This is a genomic window from Paenarthrobacter sp. PAE-2, assembly GCF_026013155.1.
Lineage (GTDB): Bacteria > Actinomycetota > Actinomycetes > Actinomycetales > Micrococcaceae > Arthrobacter > Arthrobacter ureafaciens.
Genome location: NZ_JAPDNV010000010.1, coordinates 1 through 19,306 on the forward strand (window position 1 = coordinate 1; position 19,306 = coordinate 19,306).

Annotated in this window: 12 protein-coding genes; 2 read left to right on the forward strand and 10 right to left on the reverse strand. The window is 62.3% G+C overall.

All coding sequences use genetic code 11. From position 1 onward, the window contains the following. The first annotated feature begins 81 nt into the window (after positions 1-81). Positions 82-3,528: a chitobiase/beta-hexosaminidase C-terminal domain-containing protein gene (locus tag OCL88_RS08415; protein ID WP_264962225.1), complete on the forward strand. Its 3,447-nt coding sequence runs from the start codon at positions 82-84 to the stop codon at positions 3,526-3,528. Positions 3,529-3,633: 105 nt separating this feature from the next. On the opposite strand, the gene OCL88_RS08420 is transcribed toward OCL88_RS08415, so the two are convergent. From OCL88_RS08420 to OCL88_RS08465, 10 genes are all read right to left on the reverse strand, one after another. Next, positions 3,634-4,590 carry a glycosyltransferase family 2 protein gene (locus OCL88_RS08420; protein WP_021471890.1) on the reverse strand — a complete coding sequence of 319 codons (957 nt, stop codon included), beginning with the start codon at positions 4,588-4,590 and terminating at the stop codon, positions 3,634-3,636. Positions 4,591-4,593: 3 nt separating this feature from the next. Beyond that, a complete protein-coding gene (locus tag OCL88_RS08425; RefSeq protein ID WP_021471889.1) occupies positions 4,594-5,079 on the reverse strand; it encodes a GtrA family protein in 486 nt (161 codons plus the stop codon). Positions 5,080-5,081: 2 nt separating this feature from the next. Continuing rightward, positions 5,082-7,193, reverse strand: coding sequence for a DUF6541 family protein (locus tag OCL88_RS08430; RefSeq protein WP_166183315.1), 2,112 nt, complete (start codon positions 7,191-7,193; stop codon positions 5,082-5,084). A gap of 73 nt (positions 7,194-7,266) precedes the next feature. Further along, positions 7,267-7,998, reverse strand: a complete 732-nt coding sequence (locus tag OCL88_RS08435) for an ABC transporter ATP-binding protein (protein ID WP_021471887.1) — start codon at positions 7,996-7,998, stop codon at positions 7,267-7,269. Then, positions 7,999-8,856 (reverse strand): ABC transporter permease, encoded by an 858-nt coding sequence (locus OCL88_RS08440; protein ID WP_021471886.1) that lies wholly within the window; start codon positions 8,854-8,856, stop codon positions 7,999-8,001. A gap of 2 nt (positions 8,857-8,858) precedes the next feature. Then, positions 8,859-10,871 (reverse strand): glycosyltransferase, encoded by a 2,013-nt coding sequence (locus tag OCL88_RS08445; RefSeq protein ID WP_021471885.1) that lies wholly within the window; start codon positions 10,869-10,871, stop codon positions 8,859-8,861. Then, on the reverse strand, positions 10,868-12,052 hold the full coding sequence (glf, locus tag OCL88_RS08450) for a UDP-galactopyranose mutase (RefSeq protein ID WP_021471884.1): 1,185 nt from the start codon (positions 12,050-12,052) through the stop codon (positions 10,868-10,870). Before glf ends, OCL88_RS08445 begins: the two co-directional genes overlap by 4 nt. 183 nt (positions 12,053-12,235) lie before the next feature. Next, positions 12,236-13,222, reverse strand: a complete 987-nt coding sequence (locus tag OCL88_RS08455) for a Gfo/Idh/MocA family protein (RefSeq protein WP_021471883.1) — start codon at positions 13,220-13,222, stop codon at positions 12,236-12,238. Next, the gene (locus tag OCL88_RS08460; protein WP_201433421.1) at positions 13,222-14,313 is read right to left on the reverse strand and encodes a DegT/DnrJ/EryC1/StrS family aminotransferase; all 1,092 of its coding nucleotides are present in this window, start codon (positions 14,311-14,313) and stop codon (positions 13,222-13,224) included. Before OCL88_RS08460 ends, OCL88_RS08455 begins: the two co-directional genes overlap by 1 nt. Next, entirely contained in the window at positions 14,310-14,927 is a 618-nt protein-coding gene (locus OCL88_RS08465; protein WP_201434887.1) for an acyltransferase, read from the reverse strand. The genes OCL88_RS08460 and OCL88_RS08465 overlap by 4 nt, the downstream gene beginning before the upstream one ends. Positions 14,928-15,104: 177 nt before the next feature. On the opposite strand from OCL88_RS08465, the gene OCL88_RS08470 reads away from it, so the two are divergent. Next, a complete protein-coding gene (locus OCL88_RS08470; RefSeq protein WP_264962226.1) occupies positions 15,105-19,304 on the forward strand; it encodes an FtsK/SpoIIIE domain-containing protein in 4,200 nt (1,399 codons plus the stop codon). Positions 19,305-19,306: the final 2 nt, after the last annotated feature.

Here is a 19,306-nt window from a genome sequence, read left to right on the forward strand (position 1 = left end):
AGACGCAGCCGGAAACGGCGTGGGGCGAATAACCAATGCATGCGGAGCTGGGGAGCATCCGAATGAAGTGGGGATCCCTCGGTGGACACGCGCAATCGCAGTGTTCTTCAGCTTGGTTTGGCATGTCTTGCACTCGCCGGTCGCTCAAGAACCTCTCATAAGACCCTCCCGCGCCCTGATCGGGCCAACGCCGGCGACGGACGCCGCCGTCGCAAGCTCACAGCCCTGGTGGCCGCGGCCAGCCTTGCCACGGCGAGCCTCGCCGGCTTGGCGGGGGCGGGACCCGCGGCAGCCGACCAGGCGCGCCAGACCCTGGCAGTAGGCCTCACCAAGGCAGCCGGATCCATCGTCGATCCGGATGGCCGGATCTGGGTCTCCGATGCCAGGGCCGGTTTTTGCCGTGTCACGGAGACTGCCGGCGCTGTTACGGGCGGATTGGAAACCAACACCTGCCTTGGGGGCACCCTGGCCGGAAGTGATGACGGAGCGAAGCTTCCGGGAGCCCCTGCGATGGTGGACCCGACGCCGGGGAATCCGGGCAGCGGTGACGAGATCGCTTTCATTCCTGATGCCGCCGTCGGAAGTTCCGAAGTGGTGCGTGCTTCGTGGAACTCCGGAAGCAGTGTCTTCGAGTACGACAGCCGCCTGACCATTTTCGACGGCGACCTTCGCCCGAATGCGGCCAGCGACGGCCCTGACGGGAATATCTACCTGTCGTTCGCCAACGCCAGGATGATCCTCAAGATCGTGGACCCCACGGCGCTGCATCCGAGTATCGAAAACATAGCCTCCGTTAACTCAAGTGCCTTGGGACTGGCCGCCACGCACCGCAACAGCGCCGGTAACGTCGTGGTCTATGTCGCTGAAACCTCGGGGCTGACAGTCTTCACCGCACCCGATGACGGGGATCTCACCAACTATGTCCCCTCGCCGCTGTACAACGTCGGCAAGCCGACGGCCATCTACTACGACTGGGAGTCACCCCTCGTCCTGTACACCGGTACGGGCGGCGGCACCACAACAGCTGATGCGGGCAAAGACACCATCTCCCGGATCGACCTGAGCACAGACACGGTGGACAACCAGTGGGCTTTGGGCTTCAGCAAGATCGGCGGGCTTCACATTCGTGACGGGAAGCTGCTGGTGATGGAAGACCCCGGCCAGCTGGAGACGGCCAAGCCGACCCAAAAAGGCAGGCTCTTGAGCCTTGGCGGTGTTGTTCCGTCCATCGTTAGCGGTCCGACCGCCGCAAACGGCGGCCAGGCACCGAACCCGGCCTTCACCAACGACTCCACGCCTACCTTCACTGTGGCCTCGACGCCGCCGGGAGGAGCACTGGAATGCAGCCTCCAGTTGAGCACTGCCACCCCGGTCTGGCAGGTTTGCACCAACGGAACGTTTACGCCCTCTACCGCCTTGGCGGCAGGCGCCTACACGTTCTCTGTCCGGGCCGCTCCGTCGGGGACGCCGGTCTCCAGGTCATTCACCATCGACCTGACGGCACCTGCAGCCCCCGTCATTACGTCCCCCGCTGCAGGAGCAACGGTCAATGGATCGCCGGTCCTCGGGGTCACCTCGGAGGCTGACTCAGTCCTGGCCTGTTCCATCGATTCCACAACCACGTTCACGCCCTGCGCCAACGCGCAGACGTTGACCCTCTCCACCGCCGGCCAGCACATCATCAGGGTCCGGGCGACGGACAGGGCCGGCAACGTCAGCGCTGATGCCGCTGTGACGGTCACGGCGGACCTGACGGCACCCCAGGTCAGCATCACCTCACCGGCAGAGGGAGCAACGGTGGGCCTCTCGCCGTCGTTCGTCTTTGCCTCCACATCAAGCGACGTGGCAGGCTTCAGGTGCAAGCTGGGATCGAACGCCTTCACGGAGTGCACCTCGCCCAAGACGTACACGGATGTTCCGAGTGGCCCGGCGACGTTCACGGTCGAAGCCCGTGACCAGGCAGGGAACACCTCCACGGCCACCCGAACGGTGACGGTCTTCGCGCCGGATACTGCGGCGCCGGTTGTCACGGTGGACCCCCCGGCAGGAACGTACGGTCCCAACAGGACCATCACCCTGTCGGTCAACGAAGCCTCGAGCATCTACGTCACCACGGACGGAAGCACGCCAACAGCCTCCAGTCCGGTGTACTCGGGACCAATCCCCCTGACCACCATGACCCTGAAGTACTTTGCGCGGGACACGGCAGGCAACTCGTCAGCAGTGGCTACGCAGGCCTACGTCCTGGACAACACTGCTCCGTCGTTGACCATCACCCCGGCTGACGGAGCTTACGCCTCGGGCCAGCTGGTCACCATGACGGCCAGCGAGTCCGGCAGCACCATCTACTACACAACGGATGGGTCCAACCCAGGCACGGCGGCGGGTGGAAGCACCAAGGCCTACGCTGCTCCGTTCGCGATCACCGGGAACACAACGGTCAAAGCCTTGGCAGTGGACGCCTTCGGCAACTCGTCAGCGGTGGCCACGCGGACCTACACGGTCCTCGATACGACGCCTCCCGTGGTGACCGTCAACCCACCTGCTGGAAGCTACCCGGCGAACCAGCAGATCACGTTGACGGCCAACGAAGCAGGATCGAGCATCTACTTCACCACGAACGGCACCAACCCCACGGCAACGGCCGCCCACAAGTACTCCAGCCCCATTACGCTAACGTCGTCGATGACACTGAAGTACTTTGCAGTTGATCCAGCGAACAACAGTTCCGCGATCGTCACCCAGGCCTACACAGTGACCGTGCCTCCCTCCAATACATGGAAGGACTACAACGGCGACGCCAAGAACGACGTCGTGGCACGCGACAATGGCGGCACGCTGTGGCTCTACCCCGGAAACGGCTCCGGCGGTTGGCTCACACAGCGTTCGATCGGGACCGGTTGGAACTCGCTCACATCGATTGTGCCCACCAAGGACTTCAACGGCGATGGCCGAAGCGACATCCTGGCGCGGGATTCCAACGGCGTTCTGTGGCTCTACCCCGGCAACGGCAGCGGCGGTCTGCAGCCACGCGTCCAAGCCGGGACGGCGTGGAACGGAATGACCATGATCATCGCACCCGGTGATTTCAGCGGCGATGGGAAAGCCGACCTGCTGGCCAGGGACTCGTCGGGCATTCTGAGGCTCTACAGGGGGAACGGCACCGGTGGTTTCGGTACCGTCTCGCAGGTGGGCACGGGATGGAACGTCATGTCAGCCATCCTGAGCACGGGTGACTTCAACGGGGACGGCAAAACCGACGTCCTCGCAAGGGATACGTCCGGACTGCTGTGGCTCTACCCGGGCAACGGCGCCGGAGGCTGGCTTAGCCGTGTACAAGTGGGAAGCGGTTGGAATTCCATGACGGCGATCCTCGGCCCTGGCGACTTCAACGGGGATGGCAAGAACGACGTTCTGGCCCGTGATTCCGGCGGCAGCCTCTTCCTATACCCCGGAAACGGAACCTCCGGCTGGCTCCCAAGGAGCCAGGTCGGTTGGGGCTGGGGAGGATTTACTTCCCTTCCATGACGCCCTGGCAGGCGATCCCCGCCGAACCGTAACCCGGCGGATAGGAAAGGCCCGGACACACACAGTGTGTCCGGGCCTTTCGCTGTCGTGGAGCCTGTTACGGCGTCAGGCACGTTCCTTCATGGGATGCATCGTTGGCCTGTCGGGACTTGCCTGAATGTCCAGTTGCAAGGAAACGAGCAACATCTGCACACCCAGCACAAAGGGCACCACAGCAAGCATCACCGACCCCGCCGTCGGAGAACCGACGCTGGCCGCGAGCACCCAGGCACCGACACCAAGGCCCATGACGATCAGCGCCAGGCCCGCGATGAGAAGCAAGGCAACGGCTGAGAAGGACCACACCATGTACTTCCACCAGACACGGCGCCAGAAGCCGCCGAACAACATGGCAAGAAGTTCGGGAATGACCTTCCGCAGCTTGATGCTGGAAACTTCATTTCCATACACGGCCGGGATGGGAACGTCGACGATCGGGACATCAAGGATGTTGAGGTGGATCAGGAGGTCGTTCTCAAAGCTGTAGCGGGCCGCCACTTTATTCATCGGAAGCCGACGGAGGACCTCGGTCCGGATGGCCGTGTAACCGTTCTGGGGGTCGAAGATGTGCCAGTACCCCGAAGCCAACTTGGTCATGAAGGACAACACGATGTTGCCGAAGATCCGGTAACCGGGCATTCCGGCAAAGGACTCGCCGGAGAAGAAGCGGTTGGCCTTGGCGAAACCGTAGCCGTCAACCACCGGGTCCAGCAGCTGGGGCAGGTACTCCGGATCCATCTGCGCGTCGCCGGCCATGACCACGTTGATGTCCGAGCCCAATTCCATTGCGGCTTTGTGGGCCGTCAGGACAGCCCCGCCAACACCCTGGTTCACTTCATGGCGGATGAGCGTCACGCGTCCGTCATCGGCGCGCCGGGCAGCTCCCGAAGTGTCGTCGGGGCTGCAGTCATCGACAATGACGATGTGATCGACGAAATCCGGCATGGTCTTGATGACCTGGCCGATGTGGTTCTCTTCTTTGTAGGCCGGTACGACCGCGGCTATTCGAACGCCTCGATACATCGCTTATCCTTCGCTGCTCTTTGGTGTGAGGTTCTGTGGTGGTGCGTCGGTTCCGGACACTCCACCGGACTTGTGGCCGGCATCCGGCACAGGCTTCTTGTGCGGAAAGATCCAGTGCTTGTAGATGAAGTAGTTCCAGCCCATGGTCACGGCTGTCGCCACTACTTTACCGATGACGTAGCCGGCTCCCAGGAACTGGAAAAGCTCAACGATTCCCATGACGGCCAGGGTGTTGAAAACCAAGAGGACCGAGTACCGGAGCACACCGCCCAAGGCCGTCCCGCCCCCGCCAAAGGCGAAGTGGCGCTGCAAGAAGTAATTGAAGAAGAAACTTCCCCAGAAACCTGCGCCCGTGGCGAGCCACAGCGGCCAACCGAAGACCTGGAAGCAGAGAGCCAGCAGCCCCAGGTCAACCAGGAAGCTGAGCCCGCCGATCAGCAGGAACCGGAACAGGCTGGAGGTGAAGAACTTGGTGATGAAAGCCTTCATTGTCAGCAGATCCTTCCAAGCGGGGCGATGCCGTCAGGGTTCCGGTTCTCAAGGATTCCCGGAACGCCATCGACTTGGACGCGATCCTTGGCGGCCGCATCGAAGGCTTCTTTGCCACCGGGCAGTTGGGCCCAGTCGATCTTGTACAGTGCCGCATTGCCCTCGCGGGCAACAAGCTGCAGGTAGGGAATGGAGTCCGGCTGGGTCAAACCCTCTTTGGGCTCATCCCACGCGCGGATCCGGCCATCGGCAATGTAGACCCATTCGATGCCGAGTTCAGCCGCAGCCTCACGCGCTGCTGCATCCGTGGCCAGCTCCGGGAGCTTCTGCAGCACCAGCAATTGCCGGTTGGTCGGCAGGATCTCGAAGTGCCGGATCATGGGCATCCGGTTTCCGAGGGCGTACATCCACACGGAGCCGTCGCAGGAGTCGTTGAGGACAGTGGCCTCTTCGGGCACGTACTGGTCCATCCTGCTCAACAGATCCACTTCGTCGACGCTCAACGTGGGACCGTCCACCTTGGTGTTGATATTGATGCGTTCGGCATTCTGCTTGAAGTAGGGAATGGCAGCAATACCTGCTGCCAGCAGGACCACCGACGCCGCTGCCACAGCCACAAGGCGACTGGGCCGCCGTCGAACATCGTGTCCGGCCTCAGGGGACTGCCGACGGGCGCGGACCCTGCGGACCACCCACTCAGTTGCCTCCGCGGCCTGAGCAACACCCAACCCTGCCAAAGGAACCAGCAGCATGACCAGAATCCCGAAGATCCGCCATTGGTCGTCATAGAACGGCGCCGTCAGGTTCAGGAAGCGGGGGCTCTCGCTACCCATCGTGTAAACCGAGAGGAAAGCGAAAGCAAGAACGGGTCCGAAATACCACCACATGCGGATCCTGAAAACGACCGCAAGGCACCCCAACGCCACCAGTGCAGTCAGGACGGGCATGGCGATGGAGCCGTGGTGAAGGAAGATGATGTTTTGGATGGCGCCGTTACGGTCGGTATCCGGGGCCCACATCATCTTGGAGACACGTTCGGACTCCTTGAGCATCTGCTGGATGATGGGCAAGCCCAACACAACAGCCAACACCCCGGCGACGGCCAGGTAGACCGTGATCCCCAGAACCCGGCCCTTTCTCCTGACCAAGGCTGACAAGAACCAGAAAATCAGGAGCGGCAGGACCACGAACGCCAAGGAGGGGTGGACTGCAATGAGGCCTACGGCCCCGAAGGAGATGCCCGGGATCCAGAAGTATCGTCGCTCAAGGGCGCCCTTGATGGCCAGGAACGCGAACGGACCCACCAGGACCATCCCGGCAAAGAAAGGAATCAACGGCCCACGCCACAGGAGGTCATACGGGTAGACGGTGAACCAGCCTGACACCGCGCCTGCTGCAGCAACCGCGATCGGCCGCCGGGTCAACACCATGGTTAGCGCCATGGTGCTCAAAGGCAACTGCACGGCCATCATGACCAGGACGAACACATTGAGGAAGACGGGGAGGCTGACCCCGGTAAACGGCCAAACCAGGGAAAGCAATGCATGGAAAGCTATGGGGTAGCTTCGAATCGGAGCCTCCGGTATGGAGGTGTCGTAGTAGGCGAAGTTGCCGGCAATCCCCGGGTCCCATTCATGGTTTACCGAAATCAGGCGAATCATGTTCGCGTGCCACGGGATGTCCCAGTCCTGGTTGATGCCCAGGAGGCCTTCCGTGCCCACGGTCCAGGAGCCCGCCGCAACGGTACCGCCGGCCACGAGTCCGGCCAGCAGGATCCACCAGGCCCCGGCGATGTGGTGCTTCCCGAAGAGCCCGGCGCGACCCGGATCGTGCGTGCCGAACCTTTCCGGGAATCTTCGCTCAAGGAAGATCCGAAGGGCGAAAAGCACGACTGCCAAGAGCAGCAGGACTCCGGCAACGGGCAGGAGCTGCCAGCTCATTCCCAGGGAATGGCCGGTGACGCCAATGACTGTCAGGGCTCCCATTCCGAGCAACGGCGCCACGACAGGCAGGACGGTGCGACGAATTCCCAGTGCTTCACCAAGCAGCCAGCCCGGCCCCCACCACAACACGACAATCAGGAGTACACACAACAGCAGCGGGCCGATACCCATTCCTACGGTCGCCTTTCTTAGATGCTTCCACTAGCCATCCGTTGACAGACGACTTTTGGCGTTTGGAGGCCGGTTAGTTACGATCCCTCAGCCAGGCCACGGCCTGGTCCGCTGGACCTTCGAACTGGACGGTACCGGAAGAAAGGACCACTCCCCTGTCACAAATGCGGGAGATCATATCCAGGTCATGGCTCACCACTACCAGTGTGCGGCCCTCATCAGACAACTGCTTGATCTTGGCCAGGCACTTGCGCTGGAAGGGCTCATCACCGACAGCCAGGATTTCGTCCACGAGGAAGATATCCGGCTGGGTGTGCACCGCCACCGCAAACGCGAGGCGGAGGAACATACCCGAGGAATAGAACTTCACCTCAGTGTCGATGAATTGTTCAATCTCCGAGAACGCCACGATTTCATCGAACTTGGCGTTGATTTCGTCTTCGGTCATCCCAAGGATGGCTGCATTCAGGAACACGTTCTCGCGACCGGACAAATCAGGGTGGAATCCAGCGCCGACCTCAATGAGGCCCGCGACCCTTCCCTTCGTGCGGACTGTGCCCTTGTCCGGAAGGATGACGCCGGAGATCAGCTTCAGCAGCGTGGACTTGCCTGAACCATTGAACCCCAGCAGGGCCACTGTCTCGCCGGACTGGATCTCGAAGCTGACGTCGTGAAGGGCGTCGAACTTCTTGGAGAGGTCCCCTTTGCGCCCCTTCGCGAGCCACACCAGCGTCTCTTTCATGGAATGCGAGTGCCGCAGGTTGAAGGTTTTCTTCAGGTTCTTGACGATAATTGCGGCGCCCACTCAGACCTCCTGCGCGAAGTGGCCCTCAAGCCGGCGGAACACCAGCTGGCCGATGATAAGGAACAGGGCCGCCATGCCAAGACCGGCGAAGCCGGTCAACAACAAGTGCGGAGGCAGCTCTACAGGCTTGGTCACCGTCGGGTACCAGAAGGCCCAGTGGAACAGCTCCACGGCCACCGTCACCGGGTTCAGCTGGTAGATCGTCAGCGCCCAGTCAGGAGCCAGACGACGGATCATGGTCCAGTCGTAAAGGACCGGTGAAGTCCACGTAACCACCATCATGAGCATGTCGACGATGTTCTCGGCATCACGGAAGAAGACGTTGATGGCACCTGCCAGCAAGCCAAGGCCGGTAGCCGTGACGGCAACAATCACAAAGCCCAGAGCGGCCCCGAACAGCTGGACCGCGTCGGGTCGCCACCCGTTGAGCAGGGCCGCGGCAAGCAGGACGACCAGCTGAGGCAGGAAGTGCACCGCTGCAACCCACACTGATGCCACCGGGAAGAGCTCCCGGGGAAGGTAGATCTTCTTCACCAACGGCGCGTTCCACACGATTGAACGCGTTGCGTTGGAGAAGGCCTCCGTGAAGAAGTTGACCACAATCACGCCGGAGAACATATACAGCGCATAGTTCGGGATCTGGTCGCCCACCCGGAGAACGATGCCCAATGCCAGGAAGAGCACGACGTACTGCACGAGTGGCTTGACGTAGGACCAGGCCAACCCGAGTACAGAGCCCCGGTATCGGACCCGGAGTTCCTTGCGGACAATCAGTTTGAGGAGGTAACGGCGCCGGAAAACGTCCAGCAGTCCGGCACCAACCCCGGGAACAGCATATGTATCAGTCGAGTCGGCCATTGCTACTGTTTGGGCTCCGAAGCTTCAAATGTTTCACGCCAGGAATCCATGGAGGTGATCTCCGGCAAGGCATCGCGGTACTGGGCACGAAGCGTCTCCCAATTGGAGAAGAGCTGCGCGTGCAACTGTGCCGTTTCGGCGAGCATCTTGCGAACGAGCTTCGGATCGCGCCGGTACCAGGATGCGCCTGTTCCATCGGCGTTTGAGACCACTGCGCTGTCCAGGTGCGCCAGGCTCCACCACTTGCCGTCCTGGTGTGCGACATGTGCCTCAGGATTGCTGTGTGCCGATTCACGCACCGGTGCAATGGTCTGCTTCAGGACAGTCTTGACTGCCCATGGAAGGAGGCCAAGGGCACCGGGCTGCTTGTACGTCTGGGGTTTCTTGGGCGGGCGCTTCCTGAAGACCTCCGGGAATGCACCGGGATCGGTCTTGACCTGCGAGTCGACGAAGTCTTCACGCATTGTCCTGAGCTTGGGCATGGTGGTGGGCAACTGCTCATGCAGTTTGGACGGGCCCTCAAGAACATCGCGCAGGGCCATGAGGCGGGCCTGCTCGGGGTAGTACTGCATGGACACAAGATGCTTGATGTCCGTGTTCAGGCTTTCCCGGAAGATCCTTCCACCCTTGGGGAAAGGAGAGTGCAGCAGTGCGGCGATCAGTCGGTTCCGCTCGTGGTAATAGGCCTGCCAGTCAACGGAGTCGTCCTTGTCTGCCCAGGAGACGTGCCACACGGCAGCACCGGGGAGCGTGACGGTGGGGTATCCAGCGGCACGGGCACGCAGCGAATACTCGGCGTCGTCCCACTTGATGAATACCGGCAGCGAGAGGCCGATCTTCTCCACGACCGCCTTGGGGATGAGGCACATCCACCAGCCGTTGTAGTCCGCGTCCCACCTGCGGTGCAAGAGCGGCGTCGAGCGGAGCCCTTCAGCCGAGAAATCATGGTTGCCCAGGCCTTCCACAGGTCCCCAGAGGAACCTGTAGAAGTTCACTACCTCGGCGTACGCGTGCAGGACGGACTTGTTGTACATGTCGAACATGTGGCCGCCCACAATCGTGGGCTTGCGGCAAAGGTCCGCGAAGGCGACCGCGCGCATGACGCCTTCGGTTTCCAGTTCAATGTCATCGTCGAGGAGCATGACGTAATCGCTCTTGTCCGAGACGAGCATCTCGTACATGTTGCGGGCAAAGCCGCCGGAACCGCCCAGGTTGCCTTGGTTGATGATGCGCAACTGGTCACCCATCGAGGCTGCCACCGAGTCGAAGCCGTCCTCGTCGGCAACCTTCTTGTTGCCCTGGTCCACGATGATCAGCTCAGCGAGGATCCCGCGCAAGCCCGAATCGGCGTCAATCGCCTTAATGGTTTCCAAGCAGTAATCGGCACGGTTGAAGGTAGTCACGCCAAGCGTGACCTTACCCTGCGGCCGGCCTTCGGAAGCAACGGCCCAGTGGGCTTTCTTGAGTGTCATCCCGTCGCCGCCGGCAATCAGGTCGAACCAGTACCAGCCACCGTCACCGAACGGTGCGAGGGTCAGCTCAAAGTCGTTCGACGCGTTGCCCTCCACCAGGATCGAATCAACGCGCTGGGCAGCACCCCTGGCGTTGGAACGGTAGACGATGACTGTGCCTTCGCCTTCGGTCTCAATGTGGAGCACGGTTTTGGTGGCTATGGTCCACTTGCGCCAGTAGCTTGCCGGGAAGGCATTGAAGTAGGAGCCGAAGGAGAGTCGCTCGCCCCTGCGGACCTGAACCGAGCCGCGGTCCAGGATGTCTTCCGGGTGCAGTTTGCGGGCCATGCCCACGGCTTGCACGACGGCTGCACCGTTTTCCTCCTGCTTCCGGATCTTATTGGTATCCGGGTCCACGTACAGCGGCAAGGTATCGAGGTCGCGGTTAGCAGGAAAAACCACCCGCTGGACGATGCGAAGATCGCTCTCCCGGGGTGCTGCTTCAGCCTCGGCTTGCGTCGCCGTCATGTTCGTCTCCTGGCTTTCGTTCGTCGTGGCGGTCATGCGTCCACTCCACCGCTTTCCAACTTTGCGCCGCCGCTGAAGTGCGGCTTGATCTTGTTGTCGAACATGGACAGGGCCGAACCGATGGCCATGTGCATGTCCAGATACTTGTACGTGCCCAGGCGGCCGCCGAACAGCACTGATTTCTCGCCGCGCGCCAAGTCGCGGTAGGCCAGCAGTTTGCTGCGGTCATCGGAAGTGTTTACCGGGTAGTACGGCTCGTCGCCCTTCTCCGCAAACCGGGAGAACTCGCGCATGATGACGGTGGCGTCCTTGGTGTAGTCACGCTCCGGGTGGAAGTGACGGAACTCGTGGATGCGGGTGTAGGGAACATCGGCGTCGGGGTAGTTCATGACGGCACAACCCTGGAAGTCCTCAATCGGGAGGACTTCTTCTTCGAGGTCGATAGTGCGCCAGGAAAGATCACCTTCGGCATAGTCGAAGTAACGGTCCACGGGGCCGGTGTAGATGACCGGTACCTGTCCCAGCACGGACGAGCGGCCGAACTCTCCGTCATCGAAGAAGTCCGTATTCAGGATGACCTCGATATTCGGGTGGTCCGCCATTCGTTCGATCCACGCCGTGTAGCCATCCACGGGAAGGCCCTCGTAGGCGTCGTTGAAGTACCGGTTGTCGTAGTTGTAGCGCACGGGCAGCCGGGAAATGATTTCAGCCGGCAGGTCCTTCGGATCCGTCTGCCACTGCTTGCCCGTGTAGTGCTTGATGAACGCCTCATAGAGCGGGCGTCCAATCAACTGGATTCCCTTGTCGTTCAAGTTCTGCGGATCGGTGCCTGCGAGTTCGCCGGCCTGTTCCGTGATCAGGTCCCTGGCCTCGGCCGGGCTCATTGCCGAGCGGAAGAACTGGTTGATCGTGCCGAGGTTGATCGGCATGGGGTACACCTCGCCCTTGTGGCTGGTGTAGACCTTGTGCTGGTATTTCGTGAACTTGGTGAACTGGTTCACGTAGTTCCAAACGCGCTCATTCGACGTGTGGAAGAGGTGCGCCCCGTAGCGGTGGACCTCAATTCCTGTCTTGGCTTCGTTCTCGCTGTAGGCGTTTCCTCCAATATGGTGGCGGCGATCAAGAACCGCGACCTTCAGCCCCAACTCGGTAGCGGCGCGTTCTGCAATGGTCAGGCCAAAGAAACCCGAGCCGACGACGACGAGATCAGCGTTCACAAACTCTCCTGTGTATTGGCGTGCGGGCACAGAAGTGCCCACGTCTACTGGTCAAGGCTACCCGACGAGCCGCGGGTTCCCCGTATCCGCGGCCCTGCCGGCCGCTCACGGGCGCAGTGCCGGAACGGGAAAGGGAGGCCGGCAACAGCCGGCCTCCCCCACAACCCGAACCCGGGATAATCGCTAAAGCGCGACGACGGTACCCGACTTTGCGGAGTCCAAAACGGCCTCCGCGACGCGAAGGGTTTCAAGGCCCTCGGCCATGGTCACGATGTTCAGGGACTTGCCCAGAACAGCGTCCCGGAACGCTTCATGCTCCATCTTCAGCGGCTCGCGCTTGGCAAGCGCAAAGCGCGTGGACGAACCTTCCGATACGCCGCGGAAGGCGGCGATGGAATCCCAGTCGGTCTGGAACGTGCCGTTCTCCACGAACGTCAGGTCTGCCGAGATCGTATCGGCAATGAAAGCACCCCGCTCACCGAGGACAACGGTGGTGCGCTCCTTCATGGGCGAGAGCCAGTTCACGATGTGGTTGGTGACCACTCCGCTCTTGAGGTGGCCGATCGCAGTCACCATGTCTTCATGGTCACGGCCGCTTCGGGAAGTTGTGTGCGCCACGACGTTGACGAAGTTGCTCTGTGCCAGCCAAGCCGTGAGGTCGATGTCGTGGGTGGCAAGGTCCTTCACGACGCCAACATCCGCAATACGAGCCGGGAACGGTCCCTGCCGGCGCGTGCTGATCTGGTAAACCTCGCCCAGGTCACCGTTCTCAAGCCGCTCGCGGAGGCTCTGCAACGAGGGGTTGAAGCGTTCGATGTGACCAACGGCACCGATGAGGCCCTTGGACTCGAACGCTTCAGCAATTCTGCGTCCGGACGCCGAGTCATTGGCAATCGGCTTCTCGACGAGGCAGTGGACTCCGGCCTCAGCCAGCTGCAGGGCAACTTCCTCATGCAAAATCGTGGGGACGGCGGCAACTGCCATGTCGATCCCCTGCGCAATGAGTTCCTCGACCGAGCCATGGACTGTCAAGCCGTCGGCTACGTTGTGCGGATCGCCATATGAATCTGCCACCGCGACGAGGTCGACGCCTTCGAGCTCGCGGATAACCCGGGCATGATGGCGGCCCATCATGCCCAAGCCAATGAGGCCTGCGCGAAGATTAGCCACTAGCTGCCTGCCTTCGCCACAGCGTTGACGGCAGCAACGATGCGTTCCAGGTCATCCTGGCTCAGGGAGGGATGCACGGGGATCGAGAGCACGTGGGACGCGGCCTCTTCCGTGACCGGGAGGTCGTCCGACGTCTGGAACGGCGCAAGGCGGTGGTTGGGAATGGGGTAGTACACACCGCAACCAACCTGGTACTCCTCGCGAAGGGCCTTGGCGAAACCGTCGCGGTCATCGGCAATCCGGATGGTGTACTGGTGGTAGACGTGCTCGTATCCTTCGGCGACCTTCGGCGTGGTGACGCCTTCAATATTGGCGTCGAAGAAGGCTGCGTTGTCCTGCCGGGTCTTGGTCCAGCCGTCAACCTTGGTCAGCTGGACACGGCCGATCGCTGCGTGGATGTTGGTCATACGGCAGTTGAAGCCCACCAGCTCGTTTTCATACTGGCGTTCCATGCCCTGGTTCCGCAGAAGGCGAAGGCGACGTTCGACGTCGGCCAGGCCTGTGCTGACCATGCCGCCTTCCCCGGAGGTCATGTTCTTGGTGGGGTAAAGGCTGAACATGGCGAAGTCACCGAAGGTGCCTACCTTACGGCCGTTCACCGATGCCCCGTGAGCTTGGGCGGCGTCCTCGAATACCTTTACTCCATGCTTTTCGGCGACTGCCCCAATGGCATCAACGTTGAACGGGTGGCCGTAGAGGTGCACGGGCATGATTGCCGCCGTGCGATCGGTGATCCTGGACTCAACGGAGGCTGCGTCCAGGGTGTAGTAGTCAGGGTCAACGTCCGCGAAAACCGGAGTAGCTCCGGTCAGGGCGACGGAGTTGGCGGTGGCCGCAAACGTGAACGAGGGAACAATTACCTCGTCACCGGGACCAATTCCCGCAGCCAGGAGTCCCAAGTGCAGGCCGGAAGTTCCGGAGTTGACCGCTACGGCCGCCCGCCCGTCCAAGAGAACCTGGGAAAACTCCTGCTCGAAGGATGCAACTTCGGAGCCCTGGGCCAGCTGCCCGGAGGCCAGCACCGCCTGCACGGCTTTGGCCTCATCGTCACCGATGATCGGTTTGGCCGGGGGAATGAATTCGGGGCTCATGCCTCTACCTCTCGAAGGGTTTCGTTCTGTTCAACATACGTGGCGCCGGTCTCGGGGCAGACCCAGTTTTCACCGCGGCGTTCCAACGGGAAGCCGGCCTTGCCAACCCATCCGCGCCGCCTGGCAGGAACACCTACCATCAGGGCGAAGTCGGGGACATCCTTGGCCACCACTGCCCCGGCCGCGACGGTAGCCCAGCGCCCAATGGTTACCGGAGCCACGCATACGGCGCGCGCACCGATGGAGGCACCCTCACGGATGGTGACTCCAACGGGTTCCCAGTCATGGGCACTTTTCAGGCTTCCGTCCGGGCTGACTGCGCGCGGAAAGGTGTCATTGGTGAGCACCACTGCCGGGCCTATGAAGACACCCGCTTCCAGATCAGCCGGCTCGTAAACCAGCGCATAGTTCTGGACCTTGCAGTTATCCCCCATCTTTACTCCGGTACCAATGTAGGCGCCGCGCCCAACGATGCAGTTGGCACCGAGTTCGGCCTTCTCGCGGACTTGGGCCAGATGCCAGATCTTGGATCCATCACCAATTACCGCCTCGTCTGAAACATCGGCGGTCTCTGCAACCACTATCACCGGTGAAGGTCCTTCCTCATTGAGCACACGGGACAACGAGTTTCATCTTAGCGGAGACGTACACAGCGTTCGTATCAAGGTAGCTCCGCCGGTGCCGCCGTTCGTTTTCCACATAGCAGATGTCGTCCGTAGTGGCCTGCCGGCTGTCCGCGTAGCGTCGGGACGAGCAGGCGAACCTGCTCCGGACTACGAAAGGATCGGCCAATGCCCTTGCAGTGCACTTTGGCCCGGGGTCCCCTGGCTGCCACGCACGGGCCGCCCAAGGAACTCACGATCCACCTTCCGGAGGGGACGCCGGGAAGGAAGCTGGCGGCGCTGCTCGCCGATACCCACGGAACCGGCAGGATCCATGTTGCCGGGGAAGACTTGAGGACCTTGGTAGTTGGTGTCCCTCCATTGGTGAACGGTTCGGTCCTTGTGGACGGAGGTCAGGGCGGTCATGCACAGGCCAGCCCGCCGGCCATGCTTCTCGTGGCGCATTCCGGCCCGGCGGCAGGGGCAATGTATCCCGTTCTCCGCGGACGGAACCTCATAGGCCGCGGCACGGCCCACATTTCAGTCCCCGACCCTGACATTTCCCGCGAACATGCAGCACTGGACGTCTCTCTTGCGGACTTGACGCTGACCCGCCTGCCGGCGAATCGTTCCCCGGAGCCGAATCGCCGCCCGGCCACCCCGGAACCATCGCTCATGATCGACGGGAAACCCACGAACCTCGGCCCCGTCAACACGTCATCAACCATCCAATGCGGAAATTCGATATTCTCCCTGCTCGCCTCAAAAGCACCGGTGCCACTGCCCGGTACGGAGGCCGGCTGTTCAGTGCACCAGCCATTGGAGGTTCACCGGCCCACGGGCGGCGGCAACCGATGGGCGGGCCTTGTCACTGGCCTTCTGCCTTTGCTCCTCGGCGTCGGACTTGCCTTGGCTACAGGATCATGGATGTTCCTGAGTTTCACCGCGATCTCGGCCGTCAGCCTGTCAGTGGCGGCATTCTCCGGAAGACAAGCCCGCCGCGAGTTTCGCCGCGCCCTCGGCCAAGCCGTGAGTGAGGACATAAAACGTCGGAATCGTTCGTCGCCATCCGCTGCCGGGATTGCGACGGCGATACTCCTGGAGACGCCCCGGCCCCCGGCCTCTGCTGCTGGTCCCGGCGATTCCGCTTGTGGCGCCGCGGCCCCTGCTGACAGTGAAGGCCGTGCCCTGGCCCGCGTTGCGAAACCAGGTTCCGGCGGTCCAAGAACATCCGGTATCTGGCTGCGCCTTGGTTTGGCCTCGGTTCCGGCCAACATCCGGCTGCTTCCAGAGGACCCTCAGTTCCGCCCTCCCACTTTGGCAGGCGTTCCCCTGACTCTGCCTCCTTCCGCGGGGCAGATTCCGGTTACCGGCGACCCCCTCCACTTCGCTGGTCTGGTCCGCTTGATGCTTATGCAGCTTGCCGCGTATCCCGCAGCCGTTGGTGTCCCCGTGATCATCCTGGGCAGCGGCGCGAACGTGCCTCTTGCTGCCCGGTTCCTGAAGGACTGCCTTGTGGCGGCCACTTCTGAAGCTGCACTGGCGGGCTTGCATGCCTGCAGTGGCAGGCTGCCGGGAAGGCTCTTCGTGTTCAACGCCCCTCCCGCCGGTTCCTCCGGGGTGGAAGCATTGGTGGAGGCGGCCGTTCGAGCGGACTGGCAGGTGGTCAGACACGAAAGAGTCCACCCGGCCGGGTCCAGTGCGTGGACAATCGACATGGATCCGTCCGGAATATCGGCCACTCTGGGTTCTCCCGGCGCGCGGCAAAGATTCATTCCCGACCTGGTACCCGAGCCGGTCTTTGACCGCTTCTGCCGGGCAGTTTCAGCGCGACAAGCCACGTCAGCCGAGGCCGGCCCGCACCTGCTGCCGGATGAGTGTTCCTTGGAGGAAATCGTCCCAAGGGGTCCACGCAGCCTTGCCTCGAGATGGCACAAGAACAGCGGGTCCGGCACATTGAAAGCCGTTCTGGGTAGGGACGGCCACGGTCCGGTGGCCTTCGACTTCCTTATGGACGGTCCCCATTTGCTGGTAGCCGGGACCACTGGCGCCGGCAAGTCCGAACTCCTGCGGACCCTGTCGCTTTCCCTGGCAATGAATTACCCGCCCCAGGAATTGGTGTTCCTCTTCGTTGACTTCAAAGGAGGATCCGGCTTGGGGCCGCTGGAACGCCTGCCGCATTGCGCCGGGTTGGTCACCGACCTTGGCGGTCTGGGCATAAAGCGCGTCCTGGAATCGCTGCGCAGTGAAATCCGGTACCGCGAAGAAGCATTTCACGCCGGGGGCGTTGCCGATATCAAGGACTACCGCCCTCCCGCTTCGGGATCCGGTGGACCGATCCCCCGTTTGGTTCTGGTCATAGACGAGTTCCGGATGCTGGTGGATGAAGAGCCCGCAGCCCTCCGGGAGCTGATGCGGATAGCAGCCGTCGGCCGTTCCTTGGGCCTCCACCTGGTCATGGCCACGCAGCGCCCCCAAGGGGCACTTACGGCCGACATCCGTGCCAACGTAACCACAAGCATTGCCCTTCGGGTGCAATCAGAGGCCGAGTCAACAGACATCATCAAGACAGGGGCAGCTGCCGGGATCCCTGTGCGCCTCCCGGGTCGGGCGTTCCTGGCCAGGGCCTTTGGTGCGCCGGAAGAATTCCAATCCGCGTCCGTTCTGGTTGCACATCGCGGTCACTTGGATGAGACCTGCGTGCAGCCCGCCCTCGATGGCCCTGACACCCGGGACCGCGATGATTCGGATGCCTGGGAGGAAGCTGCCCCGGGGTCGGACAATCCGGGAGTCGGTCGCGACACCCCGCACCGGGCACCCCGCGGCAGATTGGCGGAGCAGGGTCTTCCGGCGTTCGTGGCAATGATTCAGGCGGCGGCAACCACTATGGGCGCAGGCAGCGCTCCCCGCCGAATCATTGCCCCGCCCCTGCCGACGGAGATTCCGTGGGACCCGGGGCCCGCTACTTGTGACGGCGTGACCACTGCCCCCAAGGATGTTCACAGTGGGCACGGCACCGGCCCTGGCATCGGTCTTGGCCTGGTCGACCGTCCCGAGGCCCAGACAGTCGAGCTGTTGTCGTGGACGCCGTCAGTGCATGGGCACTTCGCGATGATCGGCAGTACGGGCAGCGGCATGCCTGAAGCATTCAGGGCCGTCTCGGCGCGGATCGTCACTACCGACCCCGCAGTCCACAGCTACATCCTCGACGCCACTGGCACGTTCCAGGTACTGCCTGAATCCGACCGGTACGGCGCGGTGGCACACCTGCACCAATTGGCGTTCGCTGTACGGGTCCTTGAGCGGATAAAAAGCTTCATGGCGGACCGGCGCAGCTCAAGCGACGGGCCCGTTGCGAGCCAGGGAATCCTGCTCATCATCGCTGGATGGTGCACGTGGGTCTCTGCCATCAGGAACAGCCCTTACGCCTGGGCAGAAGACGTCTTACGCGACATCATCCGGGACGGAACGCCTCTGGGCGTGACGGTATTGATTTGCGGTGAACGCGAACTCGTCAGTTCGCGGTTCTTTGCGACCATCCCGAACCGTGCTTTCTTTCCGACCGGCGCCACCGAAGAATCCACTTTCCACTGGCCGAAGCTTCCCCCCGTCGATCCCCTCCCGGGACGCGCGGTGGCTCTGGGCAGCTTCGTTCAGGGGAAGAGTGCCGTCGCCCAATTCCAAAACACACCTGGCGGAAAGGTCTGGCCATACGGCCCCTTGGCTGCAGACTCCCCTGCCCCTCTGCGCCTCCAGCCTCTTCCTGCCTTCCTTGGGACTAAGGAATTACCGGAGCAGCCGCCTACCTGCGGTGACGCGGTGTCGGCAGCATGGTTTGGCGTAGGCGGTGACGACGCCGCGCCACTGGCTATTCCCCTCCGCCGCGGGGGCATTACCTTGGTCCTAGGCGGGCCGGGCTCCGGCAAGACCTCATTATTGCGAACACTCATGTCGGTCAACTCCACTGTGCCGTGGATCTCCCCGGAAGAGAACGTCGGAGACGGCGCATTCTGGACCGACCTCGCGGAAGCGGCGTCGCTTGGAGCCTTGAATAAGGACACCGTGTTGCTGGTGGACAACGCCGACACCTTGGACCCCCAAGCGCGCCAGTCCTTGGCCGGCTTGGCGGGTTCAGTAGGCGCGATAGTCATGACAGCTACCACTTCCCCGACGCTCCTGCACCGTCTTCCGTTCGCCGAGGTTGTGCAAGCCACCAGGTCGGGCCTTGTCCTCAGCCCCCGCACACCCTTGGATGGCGATGTTTTCGGAGTACGGCTGAACGTTGAGTCATCGGATCCCCCTGCCGGCCGCGGCATCCTCATCCGTGGGGCCAGCCAAATACCCTTTCAAGTGGCTTACGCCGGCGGGCGTTTCGAGGGGCGGGCTTGACC